The 15,314-nt window shown below is 71.8% G+C and carries 12 protein-coding genes; 6 read left to right on the top strand and 6 right to left on the bottom strand.

Going from position 1 to position 15,314, the window contains the following annotated elements; all coding sequences use genetic code 11:
* The coding region (locus VED21_RS11065; protein WP_324882404.1) for an alpha/beta hydrolase at positions 1-877 on the top strand (877 nt) is incomplete at its 5' end.
* 43 nt (positions 878-920) lie between these two features.
* Here the strand turns inward: VED21_RS11065 and VED21_RS11060 are convergent.
* Positions 921-1,310: a response regulator gene (locus tag VED21_RS11060; RefSeq protein ID WP_324882403.1), complete on the bottom strand. Its 390-nt coding sequence runs from the start codon at positions 1,308-1,310 to the stop codon at positions 921-923.
* Positions 1,307-2,119, bottom strand: coding sequence for a Crp/Fnr family transcriptional regulator (locus VED21_RS11055; RefSeq protein ID WP_324882402.1), 813 nt, complete (start codon positions 2,117-2,119; stop codon positions 1,307-1,309). The genes VED21_RS11060 and VED21_RS11055 overlap by 4 nt, the downstream gene beginning before the upstream one ends.
* Positions 2,120-2,355: 236 nt before the next feature.
* Between VED21_RS11055 and VED21_RS11050 the strand changes: the two genes are divergently transcribed.
* The 4 genes from VED21_RS11050 (at position 2,356) to VED21_RS11035 (ending at position 4,362) form a co-directional block, all read left to right on the top strand.
* A complete protein-coding gene (locus tag VED21_RS11050) occupies positions 2,356-2,586 on the top strand; it encodes a hypothetical protein (RefSeq protein WP_324882401.1) in 231 nt (76 codons plus the stop codon).
* 146 nt (positions 2,587-2,732) lie between these two features.
* Positions 2,733-3,068: a hypothetical protein gene (locus tag VED21_RS11045; protein ID WP_324882400.1), complete on the top strand. Its 336-nt coding sequence runs from the start codon at positions 2,733-2,735 to the stop codon at positions 3,066-3,068.
* A gap of 141 nt (positions 3,069-3,209) precedes the next feature.
* Entirely contained in the window at positions 3,210-3,521 is a 312-nt protein-coding gene (locus tag VED21_RS11040) for a hypothetical protein (RefSeq protein ID WP_324882399.1), read from the top strand.
* A gap of 4 nt (positions 3,522-3,525) precedes the next feature.
* Positions 3,526-4,362 (top strand): class I SAM-dependent methyltransferase, encoded by an 837-nt coding sequence (locus VED21_RS11035; RefSeq protein WP_324882398.1) that lies wholly within the window; start codon positions 3,526-3,528, stop codon positions 4,360-4,362.
* A gap of 109 nt (positions 4,363-4,471) precedes the next feature.
* Here the strand turns inward: VED21_RS11035 and VED21_RS11030 are convergent, their stop codons facing one another.
* The 4 genes from VED21_RS11030 to VED21_RS11015 form a co-directional block, all read right to left on the bottom strand.
* The gene (locus VED21_RS11030; RefSeq protein WP_324882397.1) at positions 4,472-4,684 is read right to left on the bottom strand and encodes a hypothetical protein; all 213 of its coding nucleotides are present in this window, start codon (positions 4,682-4,684) and stop codon (positions 4,472-4,474) included.
* Between the two features lie 74 nt (positions 4,685-4,758).
* Positions 4,759-6,519: a methyl-accepting chemotaxis protein gene (locus VED21_RS11025; RefSeq protein WP_324882396.1), complete on the bottom strand. Its 1,761-nt coding sequence runs from the start codon at positions 6,517-6,519 to the stop codon at positions 4,759-4,761.
* A 275-nt stretch (positions 6,520-6,794) separates the two neighbouring features.
* Entirely contained in the window at positions 6,795-11,156 is a 4,362-nt protein-coding gene (locus VED21_RS11020; RefSeq protein ID WP_324882408.1) for a translocation/assembly module TamB domain-containing protein, read from the bottom strand.
* Between the two features lie 87 nt (positions 11,157-11,243).
* Positions 11,244-13,130 carry an autotransporter assembly complex family protein gene (locus VED21_RS11015; RefSeq protein WP_324882395.1) on the bottom strand — a complete coding sequence of 629 codons (1,887 nt, stop codon included), beginning with the start codon at positions 13,128-13,130 and terminating at the stop codon, positions 11,244-11,246.
* Positions 13,131-13,431: 301 nt separating this feature from the next.
* On the opposite strand from VED21_RS11015, the gene typA reads away from it, so the two are divergent.
* A complete protein-coding gene (gene typA / locus VED21_RS11010) occupies positions 13,432-15,264 on the top strand; it encodes a translational GTPase TypA (RefSeq protein WP_324882394.1) in 1,833 nt (610 codons plus the stop codon).
* The last annotated feature ends 50 nt before the right edge of the window (positions 15,265-15,314 follow it).

Genomic DNA, 15,314 nt, shown 5'->3' with positions numbered 1-15,314 from the left:
CCCGCCCACCGGCGGCTTCGTCAACGCCGACGGCGTGCACCTGCACGTGCTCGACCAGGGGCGCGGCGCGCCGGTCGCGTTCATCCACGGTGCTGGCACCTGGAGCGAGGACTTCGAAATCGCCGGCCTGATGGACGAGGCGGCCAAGCGCTGGCGCGCCATCGCCATCGACCGGCCGGGCTGCGGCTACAGCGACCGCCCGTGGGGCGCCGGCAGCCCGCAGGCGCAGGCGGACATCCTGCACGCCGGTCTGGTGCGGCTGAACGCCAGCCGGCCCATCCTCGTCGGCCATTCCTTCGGCGGCGCCGTGGCCCTGGCCTACGCGCTGCAGTACCCGGAGGAGGTGGGCGGCGTGGTGTTCATCTCCGGCTACGCCTTCCCCACGCCGCGCGCCGACTTCGTGCCCTTCATGGCGCCGGCCATCCCCGGCGTGGGGCAGGTGCTGAGCCGCACGGTGGCGCAGCCCATCGACCGGGCGCTGCTGCCGGCCCTGCTGAAGCGCGTCTTCGCACCCAACCCCGTTCCCGCCGCCTATTGGGAGCGGACCGACATGCTGCTGCGCCCCGGCCAGCTGGAGGCGTCGGCCGGCGACATCGCCGCGCTGATCCCGGCGGCGCGCGCACTCTCCGAACAGTACGGCGACCTGCGCTGCCCGCTGGCCATCATCGCCGGCGACGAGGACCGCATCCTCGACCCGCGGGCCCAGGCGATGCGCCTGCACGAGGCGGTGCCCGGCTCGACGATGCACCTGCTGGCCGGCGCCGGCCACATGCCGCACCACGCCCGGCCGGAGGCGGTGATCGCCGCCATCGAGCGCGTCATGCGCGCCTCGCAGATCGAGCGCGCCTACGAACAGCAGCAGGCGGCCGGGGAGTGACGGCACCCCTTGTTTTCCCCTCTCCCGCTCAGGGAGAGGGGGTTCAGGAAGGCCGGCGGGCGGCGCGCAGGATCGCCGCTTCCAGGTCGTCGGGGGCGACGGGCTCGTGCAGCACCGTCCAGCCCCAGCCTTCCGCCTCACGGCGGCGCTGCGGGCGGGTGTCGGCGGTGACGATGACCACCGGCACCGCGTAGCCGACCTGGATCTTGATCCGGTTGGCGACCTCCAGCGCCGTCAGGCCGCCGCCCAGCAGGAAGTCGGTGACGATGGCGCGCGGCTGGGAGTTGGCGGCGCGGATGCGGTCGATGACCTCGTCCGCCGTCCGCCCGGCCACCACGTCGAACCCCAGCCCTTCCAGCAGCAGTTCCTGCGCGGTGAGGCGGAGTTCCTCCTCCTCGACCAGCACCACACCGACCACATCCGCACCGGTCATGGCCGCATCCCCTTCGCCTGCATCGGCTCGCCCCGGCCGGGCCGCGAGAACGCCCGCTCCAGCCGCTTGGGCGCCTGGATGAAGTGCAGGTACAGCTCGTCGAACTGACCGACGGCGGCGAGCTGCGAGACGTCCTTCACGGTGATGCGCTGCCCGTTCAGGTCGATCAGGCCGCTCTCGCGCAGGCGGCGCAGCGTGCGGTTGATGTGCACGTTGCTGAGGCCCAGCGCGTCGGCCAGGATCTCCTGCGTGACCGGCAGGGTGAAGTGCCCACCTTGCGCAAGGTTCACGATGCTGAGCCGGCGCAGCAGCTCGACGATCAGGTGCGCCATGCGCTCCAGCGCCGTGCGCCGGCCGAGGCTGAGGAGCCGTTCAGCGATCATCGCCTCCTCCCGCGCACCCGACCACGCTAGCGCGGCGGCAAGGCGCGGAAAGGTGCGGAACATGTCCACCACCTTGCCGGCCGGAAAGCTGGTCAGCTCGACCGGGGTCAGCGCGGTGACGCTGTGGTCGGCCGTCTCGAACAGGTTGCAGTAGATGCCGACGATGTCGCCCGGCAGGACGAAGTTCACCACCTGCCGGCGCCCGTCGGGCAGCGTCTTGTGGCGGATGGCCCAGCCGTCGCGCACGACGCGCGCCTCGCCGTAACGCTCCCCCTGGCGGACGATGTCGGCGCGCGCCGGCAGCCGCGTCGTGCTGCTGTCCAGGCCGGACAGAAAGGCCCGCTCCCCATCGGAAAGGGCGATGTAACTATTCAGTTTGAGACACAGCGGGCTTCCCGACACAGGCGTGTCCGGCGCGGTAGTCATGAGTTGTTCTTAGCCTTCCGGTGTATTGCCCGACGTCCGGGGAGGGGACGCCCAAGGCCTTGTCCCGAAACGGGAGTTCGACACCATTCCGTCGATTCAAGTGATGGCGCCATAACATAGGTTAAACGGCATGCGGCTTGCGGGTGTTCCGAGACACAGCCGCCTGTCTGATGTTGATTGCGCGTTTGGCGGTGCCCGTCGGCGGAACGGGGTACGGCACAGCTGAAGGAGGGTGCATGTCCGGACGAGGGGAGGCGTCGGGCCTGGCGGCGCTGTCGGTGTGCGAGGCGTTGGTTTTCGCCCTGATCGGTAAGGGCATTCTGGATGCGGAGGAGGCGCGCGGCGCGCTGGAGGACGCGGCGGCGGCGCACCGCAGCGCCGATCCCGACGGCCTCGAGCCCGAGCGCCACGCTGAGGCGGTCCGCGCCATCGAACGGATCATCGGCCAGTTGAACGCCGTCCGTTGATCCCTCATCAGGAAACTTCCTTATACCGACTCGGATACCCCGAATCGGTATGGCCAAGCTTGTGTTGGTTAATGCTTTGGTTACGAAAGCCTTGGTACCGTCACGGCGGAACGTATTCTTCCCTTGCAGGTTCGAAGGACCGCCTGATGCCCATGTCCGCCGACGTCGATACCATCGAGCGCACCTCGATCGTCGCCTACACGCTGCTGAAGGAACTCCATGAGGTGCTGGCCCTGCCCAAGGCGCCGGACGACGTGACGCTCGGCATCCTCATGGGCCTGTCCATGTTCCTCGACGACAAGGTCGGCCCGATGCGCGCCAAGCGCCTGATGTCCGAGGCGCCCACCATCGTGCTGAAGACCGACGCCCATGTCACGACCGAGCAGATGCAGCGCATCATGCCGGTGGTCCGCGCCTTCGGCGATCATCTCAAGGAGATGAAGGCCGGCGCGGAGCGTCCCGTGGACGGCAAGGTCGCCTGATCCCCCGGCGCGGGGGCGCCCCACGCCCCCGGCCGTGAGACCTGCGCCCGCGAGCCTTGACCGGCGCGCCGTTTCGGCCGATGCTTGCCCCTTGGCCCGCCGCGACGGCGGACCAGCGGCTTCGGCCTTGGACTGGGGCTCATGGACTGGGTCACGGCGCTCGCCATCGTATCCATCGCCGCCGGCGCGACCATCAGCGTGGTCGTGCTGGTGGCCGTCGGCTCGATCCGGCGCAGCCTGAACGAGGGTGCTGTCAAGCAGGCGCAGCAGTTGCGGCGCCTCGCCGAGAGCGTAGCCGCCCTCAACCTCCAGCAGCAGAGCGCGCAGGCGCGCATCGACGCGCTGTCCGACGCCAACCGCCGCCTGACCGACGAACTGGCCGCGCTGGGCGAACGCCTGGCCGACGGCGACGCCGCCCGCCGCCCCGGCGGCTCGGCCCGACTGCTGCACTGACGCCATGACCACCCACACCGTGAACCGCGAGGCGGAACGCGTCCGCTGGGCCTCCAGCGCCGACGCCTGGGACCGCTGGGCCGACCCCATGGCCGACCTCGCCGACAAGTTCAACCAGCCCTTGCTCGACGCCGCGGGCGTGACGGCGGGCGACCGCGTGCTCGACCTCGCGTCGGGCGCCGGGGAACCGGCGTTGAGCGCCGCGCGCCGGGTCGGTCCGGCCGGGCTGGTCGTCGGCACCGACCTCGTGCCCGCCATGCTGACCGGCGCCGTGCGGCGCTCGGCCGACGCGCCGGAACGCCCGGCCTACGCCGCCGCCGACATGACCGCCCTGCCCTTCGCGGACGGCGCGTTCGACCGCGTCACCTGCCGCTTCGGCATCATGTTCGTGCCCGACGCCGTCGCCGCCCTGCGCGAGGCGCTGCGCACGCTCCGCCCCGGCGGCCGGGCGGCCTTCATGGTGTGGGGCGCGCGGGCGGAGAACGCGCTTTTCCAGGTGGTGGGCGCGGCCGTCGACGCGCAGCTCGGCCACGACCCCGTGCACGACATCGCCCCGCTGTTCCGCTTCGCCGAGCCCGGCAGCCTTGCCTCCGCGCTCACACAGGCGGGCTTCGCGTCGGCTGACGAGACGGCGCTCAAGCCCGTGCGCAAGGCGCCGCGCGGCCAGACCTTCTGGCGCGCCACCCTGGAGATGAGCTTCGGCGGCCGCCTCACCGCCCTTACCGCGGAGAAACGGGCCGCCCTGGAGGCGGACATTGCCGCGCGCTTCGACGCGCTGGCGCAGGGCGACGCCGTGCCGCTGCCCGCGCACGTACGGATCGGGGTGGGGGTGAAGGGGTAGAGCGTCATCGACGTTGGGTTTTCGGCTTTGCCTCAACCTAACCTACCCATGCGCGCGGGCACCCGTAGGTTGGGTTGAGCGCCAGCGAAAACCCAACGTCGGAACGGCCTCACTGGTTCAGGTACCACAGCAGGACGCGCCCGCCGAGCACCAGGAAGCCGCTGGCGACGATGGCCATGACGGCGTCCCCGGCGTCCATGCCGCTGCCTTGCGAAACCATGTAACCGACCAGCACCAGCCCGATCAGCATGCCGATGAAGAACCAGCGGACGAAGCGGTTTGCCAGCAGCACGTCCCACAGGGCTTCCATCAGGTCGGCCATCGCACCCCCCTCGCGGTGTCAGGCGGCCAGCATGACCCGCCGCCAGCCGGCTGGAAAGCACTTTCCCGTCAAGGTTACGCCCGCAGCTTGAAGCGCGACACCAGCTGGTCGAGGTCGTTGGCGAGGCGGCCGAGTTCGCCGGCGGCGGCCGACGTCTGCGTGGCGCCGCCGGCCGTCTCGCCGGCGATGCGGGCCAGGAACTCCACGGCGTCCTCCACCACGCGCGCCTGACCCGACGTCTGCGCCGTGTCCTTCGCCACCTCCTTAGCCGCCGTCGCCACCTGGGAGACGTTGCGGCCGATCTCGGCGGTGGTGGCGCTCTGCTGGCTCACCTCGTGGGCGATGGAGGCGGCGATCTGGTCGATCTGGCCGATGACGTCGTTGATCGACTGGATGGTGGTGCTGACGCGCTCCATCATGCGGGCCACCTCGGTGATGGAGGTGACGCTCTTCTCCGTCTGCTCCTGCGTCGTGGTGATCTTGGCCTCGATCTCCTCGGTCGCCTTGGCCGACTGGGTGGCGAGGTTCTTCACCTCGCTGGCGACGACGGCGAAACCCTTGCCGGCCTCGCCCGCGCGCGCCGCCTCGATCGTGGCGTTCAGCGCCAGCAGGTTGGTCTGCTGCGCGATGTCGGAGATCACCTTGATGACCGCGCCGATCTCGGTGCTGGCCTGGGCGAGGCTGCGGATGTTCTCGACGGCGAGGCGGCTGGCGCCTTCGGCCTGCTGGAGCACCTCCCCGGCATGCTGCGCTGCGGCGGCGGCCTTGTGCGCCACTTCCGAGCTGTCGGCGGCGTGGCGCGCCACCTCCTGGATCGAGGCGCCCATTTCCTCCGCCGCCGCGGCGACGGCGTCGGCGTTGGAGGCCAGCTCCTCGGCGATGGAGGACAGGTCGCCCACCGCGCTCACCACCTCGTGCACGGCGTGGGTGATGCCGTCGGCCTTCTCGTTCATCCGCTCGGCGTTGCGGCTCATGCCGTCGGCCGAGGCGTTCAGCTCCACCGAGGCGGAGGAGACCGACGAGCTGGCCTCGCCCACCCGCGAAATGCTCTCGCGCAGAGTGGCGATCAGCGCGTTGAAGTCGCGCGCCATAGCGCCGATCTCGTCGCGGCTGTCCACCGCCGCCGTGCGGGTCAGGTCGCCGCCGCGCGCGGCGGTGATCACCGCCTGCATGCCCGGAATCGGCTGCACCACGGCGCGACCGATCACCCACGTCGCCAGGATGCCCAGCGCCATCACCACGGCGCTGATCAGCCCCTGCCGCCACGCCTCCTGCGCGAAGGCGGCGTCCACGTCATCGACGTAGATCCCGGCCGCCACCACCCAGTTCCAGGCTGCGAAGGTGCGCACGAAGCTGACCTTCGTGTAGGGTGTCTTCTGCGGGTCGTTCGGCTTTTCGAAGGCATAGCGGACGTAGCCGCCCTGCGGGTTGGCCCGCGCGGTGTCCAGCATGGCGCGCACGAACTGCACGCCGTTGCGGTCCTTGGCGCCGCTCAGGTCCTTGCCGATCTGCGCCGGGTTGCCGTGCGCGATGGTGACGCCCTTCTCGTCCAGCGCGAAGAAATAGTCCGTGCCGTTGAAGCGCAGCGCCGACAGCGCGGTCACCGCCGCTTTTCTCGCCTCGTCGGCCGGCAGGCGCCCGGCCTTGGCCTCGGCCTCGAAGTGAGTCAGCAGGCTGTACGCGACCTCGACCAGGTTCTGCACCTTGGCCTCGCGGTCGGCAAACATCTGCGCGCGCAGGTTGCCGAGCGCGATGACCACCATGGCCGTCAGGCCCAACAGGCTCACGCACAGGATGAGCCCGATCTTCACGCGAATGCTGAGGTTCTTGAACATCCACCGCTCCAACGCCACCCCTGCCGGTCTTCTTGCCGGACGGGCGACCCTAACGCCGTGGATATTACGAAAGGTTAAAGACACGAACCTTTGGTTGCCCGAACAGCGGTTCCCAGAGCGGATTTCCAATTGTTCCGACCTCTTCTCTGCCGTCATGCCCGGGCTTGTCCCGGGCACCCACGTGCCTGAACCTTTGGAACAGCCGCAGTACATGGATGCCCGGGACAAGCTCGGGCATGACGACGAAGAGAAAATGAGGCCACACGCAAACGGCTTTAATAATCCCACTCGAACTTGACGCCGACGCGGGTGTCGGCGTTGGCGCCGACGTCAGCCTCCACTTGGATGTTGTCGGTGATGTCCACCTCCACCTTGGCGCGGCTCTGGGCGTTGCCGGACACGCCCTGCTCGACGCCGACGTAGACCCGGTCGTTGATGTAGCGCCCGGCCTCCACCGCCCCGCCCCTGCCGTTCTCGCCCTGGACGTAGCCCAACCGGTCGACGCCCAGCGTGGTGCGCACCCGGTCCAGGATGCCGCTGCCGCCACCATAGCCGGCCAGCGTCGCCGCCGACTGGGCGAGCTGCACGGCCTCCGCCGCGCCCAGCTGGCTGACCGGCTTGCCGAACAGCACGCGGGCCAGCACCTCGTCCTGCGGCAGGCCCTGGGGGGACGTCAGCTCCAGCTTCGGCTGCTTGGCGGTGCCGGTCACCTGCACCTGCGCGGTCACCTGGTTGGCGGTCGCCTCGGCCAGGAAATCCAGGCGCGGGTCGATCTCCGGGCTGCCGTCGAACTCGACGATGCCGCGACGGAAGACGAAGGCGCGCGCCAGCAGGTCCAGCGAGCCCTTCAGCATGCTCAGCCGCCCGGTGACGGCGGGCTGCGCCGCCGTGCCGGCGACCTTCAGGCTGCCGCCGAACTCCGCCTCCAGCCCGCGGCCGCGCACGAAGATCTGGTTGGGCGCCTCCACCGCCATGTCCAGCGCCAGGACCATGCCGGCCTCCTCCGCCGGGGGTGCGGCGCCGGAAGCCGCCGGCTGCGGCGTGCCCGGCTTACGGCCCGGCCGGGGTGCGGCGGCCACGGCGTTGGAGCGGCCGGTGGCCCGCGCCTCGGTGCGCGCGGGTGCCGGGCCGGTGCTGCCGGTCCGGCTGTTGCCGCCGACCTCCACCACCTTCAGGTCGACGACGTTGGGCGGCATGCGGTCGGGCACGCGCACCTCGGCGCGCAGCAGGCGCAGCGGCCCGGCGATGGTGATGCGCTGGAAGCTGCCGGTGACCGTGAGGTCGGCGCCCAGCGAGGCGGTGACGATGTCGGTCTGCAGCAGGCGCGCGTTGTCGGCGCGCAGGCGCACGTCCACGGCACGGGCCTCGCCCGGCTTCGGCCGGATGACGCCGGACGCGGTGACCGTGCCGCCGTTCGGCGTGCGGCCGGTGAAGGACTGGATGGTGAAGACGTCGCCCGTGCCGGTGATGCGCGCGGCGATGTCGCTGACCACGGCACCGCTCGCCCGGTTCTCGTAGCGCCCGCCGGCCAGCGTCACCGCGCCGCCCAGCTGCGGGTCGGCCACCGTGCCGGCGATGCGGACGTTCAGGTCCAGCACGCCCTGCATGCGGTCGCCGGTGGTTGCCAGCAGGTCGTTGAAGCGCGCCAGCTGGATGTTGCCCGTCACCGTGCCGTCCAGCCGCCCGCCCTCCGGCACGCCCACCGCCATGGTGTTCGGGTCCATGCGCAGCGGCAGCCCGGCGTTGAGCGCCAGCCGCCCCTCCCCGCCGCGCGCAGTGACCGTGCCGTCCACCGCCAGCCGCGCGTCGCTCCAGCGGGCGGTGGCGTTGACGTCCAGCCCGGCCACGCCCTGCTGGGTCAGCTGCGCCGCGCGCAGGTTGTTGCCGCGCAGGTTCGCCTCGACGCGGGGTGCGGCCAGCGTGCCGCCCAGCGTGGCGTCGGCGTTGACCACGCCGTCCAGCTTCAGCGTCGGGTCGACCAGCCGGGCCAGCGCCAGTGGCAGCTGGTCCACCCGCACGCCGCCGCTCAGCCGGTCGCCGGTCAGTGCGGCGTCGGCGCTCAGCCGCGCGCTGCCGCTGGCCAGCGCCAGACCGGACACGCGGTAGTGCCGCTCGCCCAGCTCGATGGTGGCCGGGCCGGTCAGGCGCAGGCTTTCGCCCGCCGCGGCGGCCTGCAGCCGCTCCAACCGGATGCGGTTCAGCGCACCGTCGCGGGCGAAGGTGCCGGCAAGGTCCAGGTTGGCCCCCGCCCCGGTCGCCGCCGCCTGGAACCCGGCCCTGGCGAGGCCGCCGTCGGCGCTGGCGGTGAAGCTGCTCAGCTCCGTCCCCGCCACCGCACCGTCGCGCATCTCCACGCGCGCCTTGCCGGTGGGGTCGGCCAGCGCGTCCGCCACCTCGGCGTTCACCGTCAGGCGCCGGGCGGCGAGCAGCGGCCCGCCCTCGCCCTCCGCGCGCAAGCCATCGGCGGCGGCGGTCAGCGTGGCGGCCTGCTTGCCGCCCCGATCGTCCAGCGCCACGGTGAAGGTGGCGTCGCCGCGCAACGGCATGCCGGCCAGTTCCGACAGCGCCTGCAGCGCCGGCAGCCGCCCCTCCAGCCGCCCGGTGGCGAGCAGCGTGTCCAGCGCCACGGTCACCGCGCCTCCCACCCGGTTCGCCCCGTTCACCACGGCGAGGTCGGTGAGGCGCAACACCTGCCCCTCCAGCGCGTAGTTCCCGCCGACGTCCAGCCCCAGCCCGGCGAAGGCGGAGGTCGCCCGCACCCGCCCGCGCGGCGCCGTGGGCAGGCCGGCGGCGGTGGCCGTCAGCTCGGTGTCGCCGAAGCGGCGCCCCTGCACCTCCAGCGCGCGGCCGTTGGCCTTCACCTCCGCCTCGATGGCGTCCAGCGGACCCTTGGCGGTGAGGTCCACGGTGGCCGCCCCCCGCATCGGCGTGGCGATCGCGTCGCCCACCGGCGCCAGCTCCGGCAGGGCCAGCGTCGCCCGGGCGTCCACCTGTCCGGCCACCAGCGCCCCGGCGCCGGTCAGCGTAACGCGCGAACCCTCCACCCGCAAATCGTTGAGGCGCATCGCCCCGTCCGGCTCCATGGCGGCGGATGCCGTCAGGCGCACGGCGTCGCCCAGCAGCGCGTCGGCCGGCGTGCCGGTGGCGAGGCTGGTCACCGCCCCGTTCAGCTCCGCGCTCGCCGCACCGTTGGCCAGCCGCACCGGCCCTTCCAGCACGGCCGTGCCGGCCAGCGGCTGCCCGCCGGCCACGGCCGACAGGCGCGACAGGTCGTCCAGCGCCAGCCGCACCGTGGCATCCACCACCTGCCCCCAGCCGGACACGCGGCCCTGCGCCGACGCGGTCGCGGCGGCAGTGGCGAGCGTCAGCGCGTCCAGCCGCACGTTGCCGCCGTCCGGCCGCACCTCCGCCCTGGCGTCCATCCGCACCTCCGGCCCGGCGAGGGGGCCGAGCGCCGGATCATCGGCGGTCACGTCGGTCACAGCGGCACCCAGCGTCACCAGCACGGCGTCCAGCGGCCCCTGGGCCGTGCCCTTCACCTGCGCGGTGCGCCAGCGCACGGGCGCCAGCGCGTGCAGGGGCGAATCCTCCGGCGCCATCACGTCGTAGGTCAGCGCCACGCTCTTGAAATCCGGCGCCACGCGGCCGGTCAGCGTGGCGGTGGCCGCGGCGGCGGCGACCGTCACCGGGCGCAGGGTCAGCGAGCGGTCGGCCCCCACCAGCACCTCGGCGTTCACCGTCGGGCGCGGCCCGGCAAGGTCGCCGGCCGGCGGCGGCAGCAGGCGCGCCACGTCGCCGTTCGCCGCCAGCGTCACCACGTGGCCGCCCTCGGCGGCCTTGATCCCCGCGTCGGCGGTCAGCTGCGCCGTGCCCTCGGCCGTGGCGGTCAGCGTGCCGCGCCAATCGGTCAGCGTGCCCTTGCCGTCCAGCGCCACCGCCACCGGCGGCAGGCCGGGGATGGACAGCGTGCGGGCGATGACGCCCCCCGCCGGCTCCGACGCCTTGAGGTCGAGGTCCAGGCGCTCGCTGCCCGGATCGAAGGCGGCGTTCAGCGTCGCCCGGCCCGGCTTGTCGTCGATGCGCGCCACGTCCAGCCGCGCCGACACGGACGAGCCGCCGGATTCCAGGTCGGCCGCCCCTTCCAGCTTCAGCACCGCCGCCTCGCCCAGCAGCGCTTCCGGCAGTTCCAGGCGCTGCACGGCGAAGCGGTCCACCACGATGCCCACCGGCAGGTCGGGCAACAGTCCGCCGACACCGTCCTGCGGCGGCTTGGGCGGGGGCGGCGTTTCCGAGGGCAGCGGCGCACGCTCCACCACCACGCGCGCGGCCTCGGCCACGTCGGCCTTGGCGCGCAGGGTGAACAGCGCCGTGGGGGCGAGGTTGAGGTGCAGCTCCTCGATGCGCAGCCACACGCCGCCGCGGTCGGCGACGGTCACCTGCGACACCGTGAAGTCGAAGGGCACCATGCCGCGCAAGGCACCCAGGCGCACCTGCATGTCGGGGCTGGAGGCCGCCCCCTCGATCACGCCGGTCAGCCAGCGCCCGACCAGCCCGGACTTCTCCTCGGCGTCGTCCTGCGCCGTCGCGGCGCCCACCGCCACGCCCAGGGCGGCAAGGCCGCACAGCAGTATGCGCACACTCTTCAAGACGCGCCCGCCCCCTCGTTCACGCGCTTCGCGGAGCCGAATATGGGGCCAACAGCCGGAATCGCCACGGCATTCCGCTCAAAACGCCTGCCCCAGGCTGAGGTACAGCTGCCAGGTGGAATCGTCGCGCTCGCGGTTCAGCGGGAAGCCGACGTCGACGCGCAGCGGGCCGAAGTCGGTGTAGTAGCGCAGCCCGATGCCCGCCCCCACGCGCAGCGGCTGGCTGAAGTCCGGGAAGGCGCGGTCATAGACGGCGCCGGCGTCGACGAAGGGCACGACGCCGATGGTGTCCGTTACCTTGATGCGCAGCTCGATCCCCGTTTCGAACAGCGACCGGCCGCCGATGGGATCGCCCGCCCGGTCGCGCGGCCCCACCTTCTGGAAGGCGTAGCCGCGCACCGACCCGCCGCCGCCGGCGTAGAAGCGCTTGGACGGCGGGATGGCGGCCAGCCCGGCGCCGACGATGCCGCCCACCTGCGCGCGCGCCGCCGCCACGTACCGCCCGTCGCCGGCGATGTCGTGGTAAACGGTCCCGCTGACCGTGGTGGACAGGAACTGCCGCTCCGCCTCCTTCCCGCCGGCCGGGATCCAGGGCGTGGCCTGCACGCCGATGCGGAACCCGCTGGTCGGGTTCAGCAGGTCGTTGGAGCCGTTGTAGTTCAGCGTCAGCGGCACGCCGATCAGCGAGGATTGGTAGCTGCGGTCGGTGGTCTCCTCCTTCGAGCGGTCCCACGACACGCCGTAGGACACGGTCAGCTGGTCGCTCACCTCGCGCTCCAGCAGGGCGGACAGCACGGTGCCGACGCGGTCGTAGGCCGGCGGCTGTTCCGACACCACGGCCCAGCCCAGCACCAGCGACTGCTTCACCGCCAGGAAGTCCGGCTTGCGGAACAGCACGTTGAACCGCAGGTCGGTGGTCTCCAGCGCGTTGGAGCCGGCGCTCTGCGCGCTCAGCCGGCCGATCTCGGCGCCGATGCGCAGCCGCTCCGCCCCGCCGAACAGGTTGCGATGGCCCCAGTAGGCCTGCGCGCCGAACCCCTCGGACGTGGAGTAGGTGACGCCCGCGCCGATGAAGTGCCGCTTGCGCTCCGCCACCACGACGGTGACCGGTGTCACGCCGTCCGGCCCCGGTTCCGGCGCCAGGGCGACGCGCACGGTCTCGAACACGTCCAGCTTGGCGATGTCCGTCCGCGCCCGGTCGACCAATGCCGGGTCGTACAGTTGCCCCGGCCGCCACGGCAGCCGTCCGCGGATCAGGTCGGCGTCCACGCCCTCCAGCCCTTCGATGCCGGCCTCGCCGAAGCGGGTGATTGGGCCGGGGTCGAGGGTATAGGTCACGTCCATACGGCGGTCGGAGTGGTCCACCACCGCCCGGCGGTCGGGGACCTTGGCGAAGGCGTAGCCGCGCTTGGCCATCTCGGCGATCAGGCGCGACTGCGCGTCGACCACCGCGGGTGCGCGCGCCGTCTCCCCCGCCGTCAGGCCCAGCTCGCCGGGATCGACCGGCCCGCCGGGCACCGGCGACCCGTCGGCCGTGGCGATCGTGACGGTCTTGAAGCGGTAGGCGGGACCGGGCTGCACCGCGATGGTCACCCGCGCCGGCTGCGCCGCGCCATCCACGCGCACGTCCAGTTCGGCATCGTAGTGCCCGGCCGAGCGCAACGCCGTCTGCAGCCGTTCCCGGTCCGCCTCCGCCCGCCGCTCCAGCCCCAGCAGCGAGGGCGGCGGGTTCTCCTTCAGCGTGAAGAGGGAGGAGGTGCCGCGCAGCAGATCCGACAGCCCACCGTCCTCGACGCCGGTCAGCTCCACCTCATAGGGCACCACCGGCCCGTCCGTTTCGGCGGGCGGCGGCTGCTCCGGGGCCGGCTGGTCCTGTGCCGCCACCGGCACCCATGCCAGCATCAGCGCGGCGGCGAGCGGCGCGAGGCGGCGGGCACTGCGGCGGTGGCGGCGGACGGACGTCATCACGGATCGTTCCAACAGGGAAAACCGGCACACCGTACGGTGCGCATCGCAACCGCGACGCACCATAGGCAATTGGCGGTAGTCCCAGAAGCATAAGCGTGGCCGTCACCCCTGCCCTGCGTTTACTTCGAGCCCTTGCGATTTTCAGGAAAGCCGCTATATTGCGCTGCAAATCGATCAACCCCCGGCGGCGCCCACCAGGAATTCTTGGCGGGCCGTTTTGTTATGGGCCCCTGGATCCATGATGGATCCGTGACGAAACCATGACAGGCTGCGCCGTCCGAGCTTTGCATGGTAGAGAATGAACCTCCGAAACGTCGCGATCATCGCCCACGTCGACCACGGCAAGACCACGCTCGTGGATCAGCTTCTCAAGCAGTCCGGTGCCTTCCGCGAGAACCAGCAGGTGGCCGAGCGCGCCATGGACTCCAACGACCTGGAGCGTGAGCGCGGCATCACCATCCTGGCCAAGTGCACGTCCGTGCTGTGGAAGGACCTGCGCATCAACATCGTCGACACCCCGGGCCACGCCGACTTCGGCGGCGAGGTGGAGCGCATCCTCTCCATGGTCGACGGCGTGGTGCTGCTGTGCGACGCGGCCGAAGGGCCGCTGCCGCAGACCAAGTTCGTGCTGGGCAAGGCGCTGCGCCTCGGCCTGCGCCCGATGGTCGTCGTCAACAAGGTGGACCGCCCCGACGCCCGCGCGCACGAGGTGCACGACGAGGTCTTCGACCTCTTCGCCTCGCTCGACGCCACCGACGAGCAGCTGGACTTCCCGACCCTGTTCGCCTCGGGCCGCAACGGCTGGGCGACCACGGACCTGGAGAACGGTGCGCGCGAGACCCTGGAGCCGCTGTTCGAGCTGATCCGCGACCACGTCCCGCCGCCCCGCGTCGACAGCGACGACGAGCCGTTCCGCATGCTGGCCACCACGCTGGAGGCGAACCCGTACCTGGGCCGCCTGCTCACGGGCCGCATCCAGTCCGGCGTCGTGAAGCCGAACATGGCCATCAAGTCGCTGACCCGCGAGGGCAAGCTGATCGAGCAGGGCCGCGTCACCAAGGTGCTGGCCTTCCGCGGCCTGGAGCGCATCCCGGTCGAGGAGGCGAGCGCCGGCGACATCGTGGCGCTGGCCGGCCTGTCGCAGACCACCGTGGCCGACACCATCTGCGACCCGGCCGTGGCCGAGCCGCTGCCCGCCCAGCCGATCGACCCGCCGACGCTGGCCATGACCTTCTCGGTCAACGACAGCCCGCTGGCCGGCCGCGAGGGCGACAAGGTCACAAGCCGCATGATCCGCGACCGCCTCTACCGCGAGACGGAAGGCAACGTGGCGCTCCGCGTGACCGACACCGAGGGCGGCGATGCCTTCGAGGTGGCCGGCCGCGGCGAGCTGCAGCTGGGCATCCTGATCGAGACCATGCGCCGCGAGGGCTATGAGCTGTCGATCAGCCGCCCGCGCGTGCTGTTCAAGAGCGACCCGCTGAACGGCCAGCGCCTGGAGCCGATCGAGGAAGTCGTCGTCGACGTGGACGAGGAGTTCTCGGGCACCGTCGTCAACAAGATGGCCGAGCGCAAGGCCGACCTGGTCGAGATGCGTCCGGGCGGCGGCGGCAAGACCCGCATCGTCTTCCACGCCCCGTCCCGCGGCCTGATCGGCTACCAGAGCGAGTTCCTGACGGACACGCGCGGCACCGGCATCATGAACCGCCTGTTCCACGGCTACGCCCCCTACAAGGGGCCGATCGCGGCGCGGCGCACCGGCGTGCTGATCTCCAACAGCGACGGCACGGCCGTGGCCTACGCGCTGTGGAACTTGGAGGACCGCGGGCCGATGCTGATCGACCCGGGCGTCCCGGTCTACCAGGGCATGATCATCGGCGAGCACACCCGCGGCAATGACCTCGAGGTCAACGTCATCAAGGGCAAGCAGCTCACCAACATCCGCACGACGAGCAAGGACGAGGCCGTGCGCCTCACCCCGCCGATCCAGATGACGCTGGAAAAGGCGCTGTCCTACATCGCCGACGACGAGCTGGTGGAGGTGACGCCGAAGTCGATCCGCCTGCGCAAGCGCTACCTGGACCCGAACGAGCGCAAGCGCCACCAGCGCGCCATGGCCGAGGCGTCGTAAGGTTCTACCCTCTCCCGTCCCGGGAGAGGGTGGCCGCGAAGCGGCCGGGT

This window comes from Azospirillum sp., from assembly GCF_035627195.1.
Classification (GTDB): domain Bacteria; phylum Pseudomonadota; class Alphaproteobacteria; order Azospirillales; family Azospirillaceae; genus Azospirillum.
The sequence above is the reverse complement of the archived record's forward strand: the minus strand, read 5'-3'. Positions and strand labels throughout refer to the sequence as shown.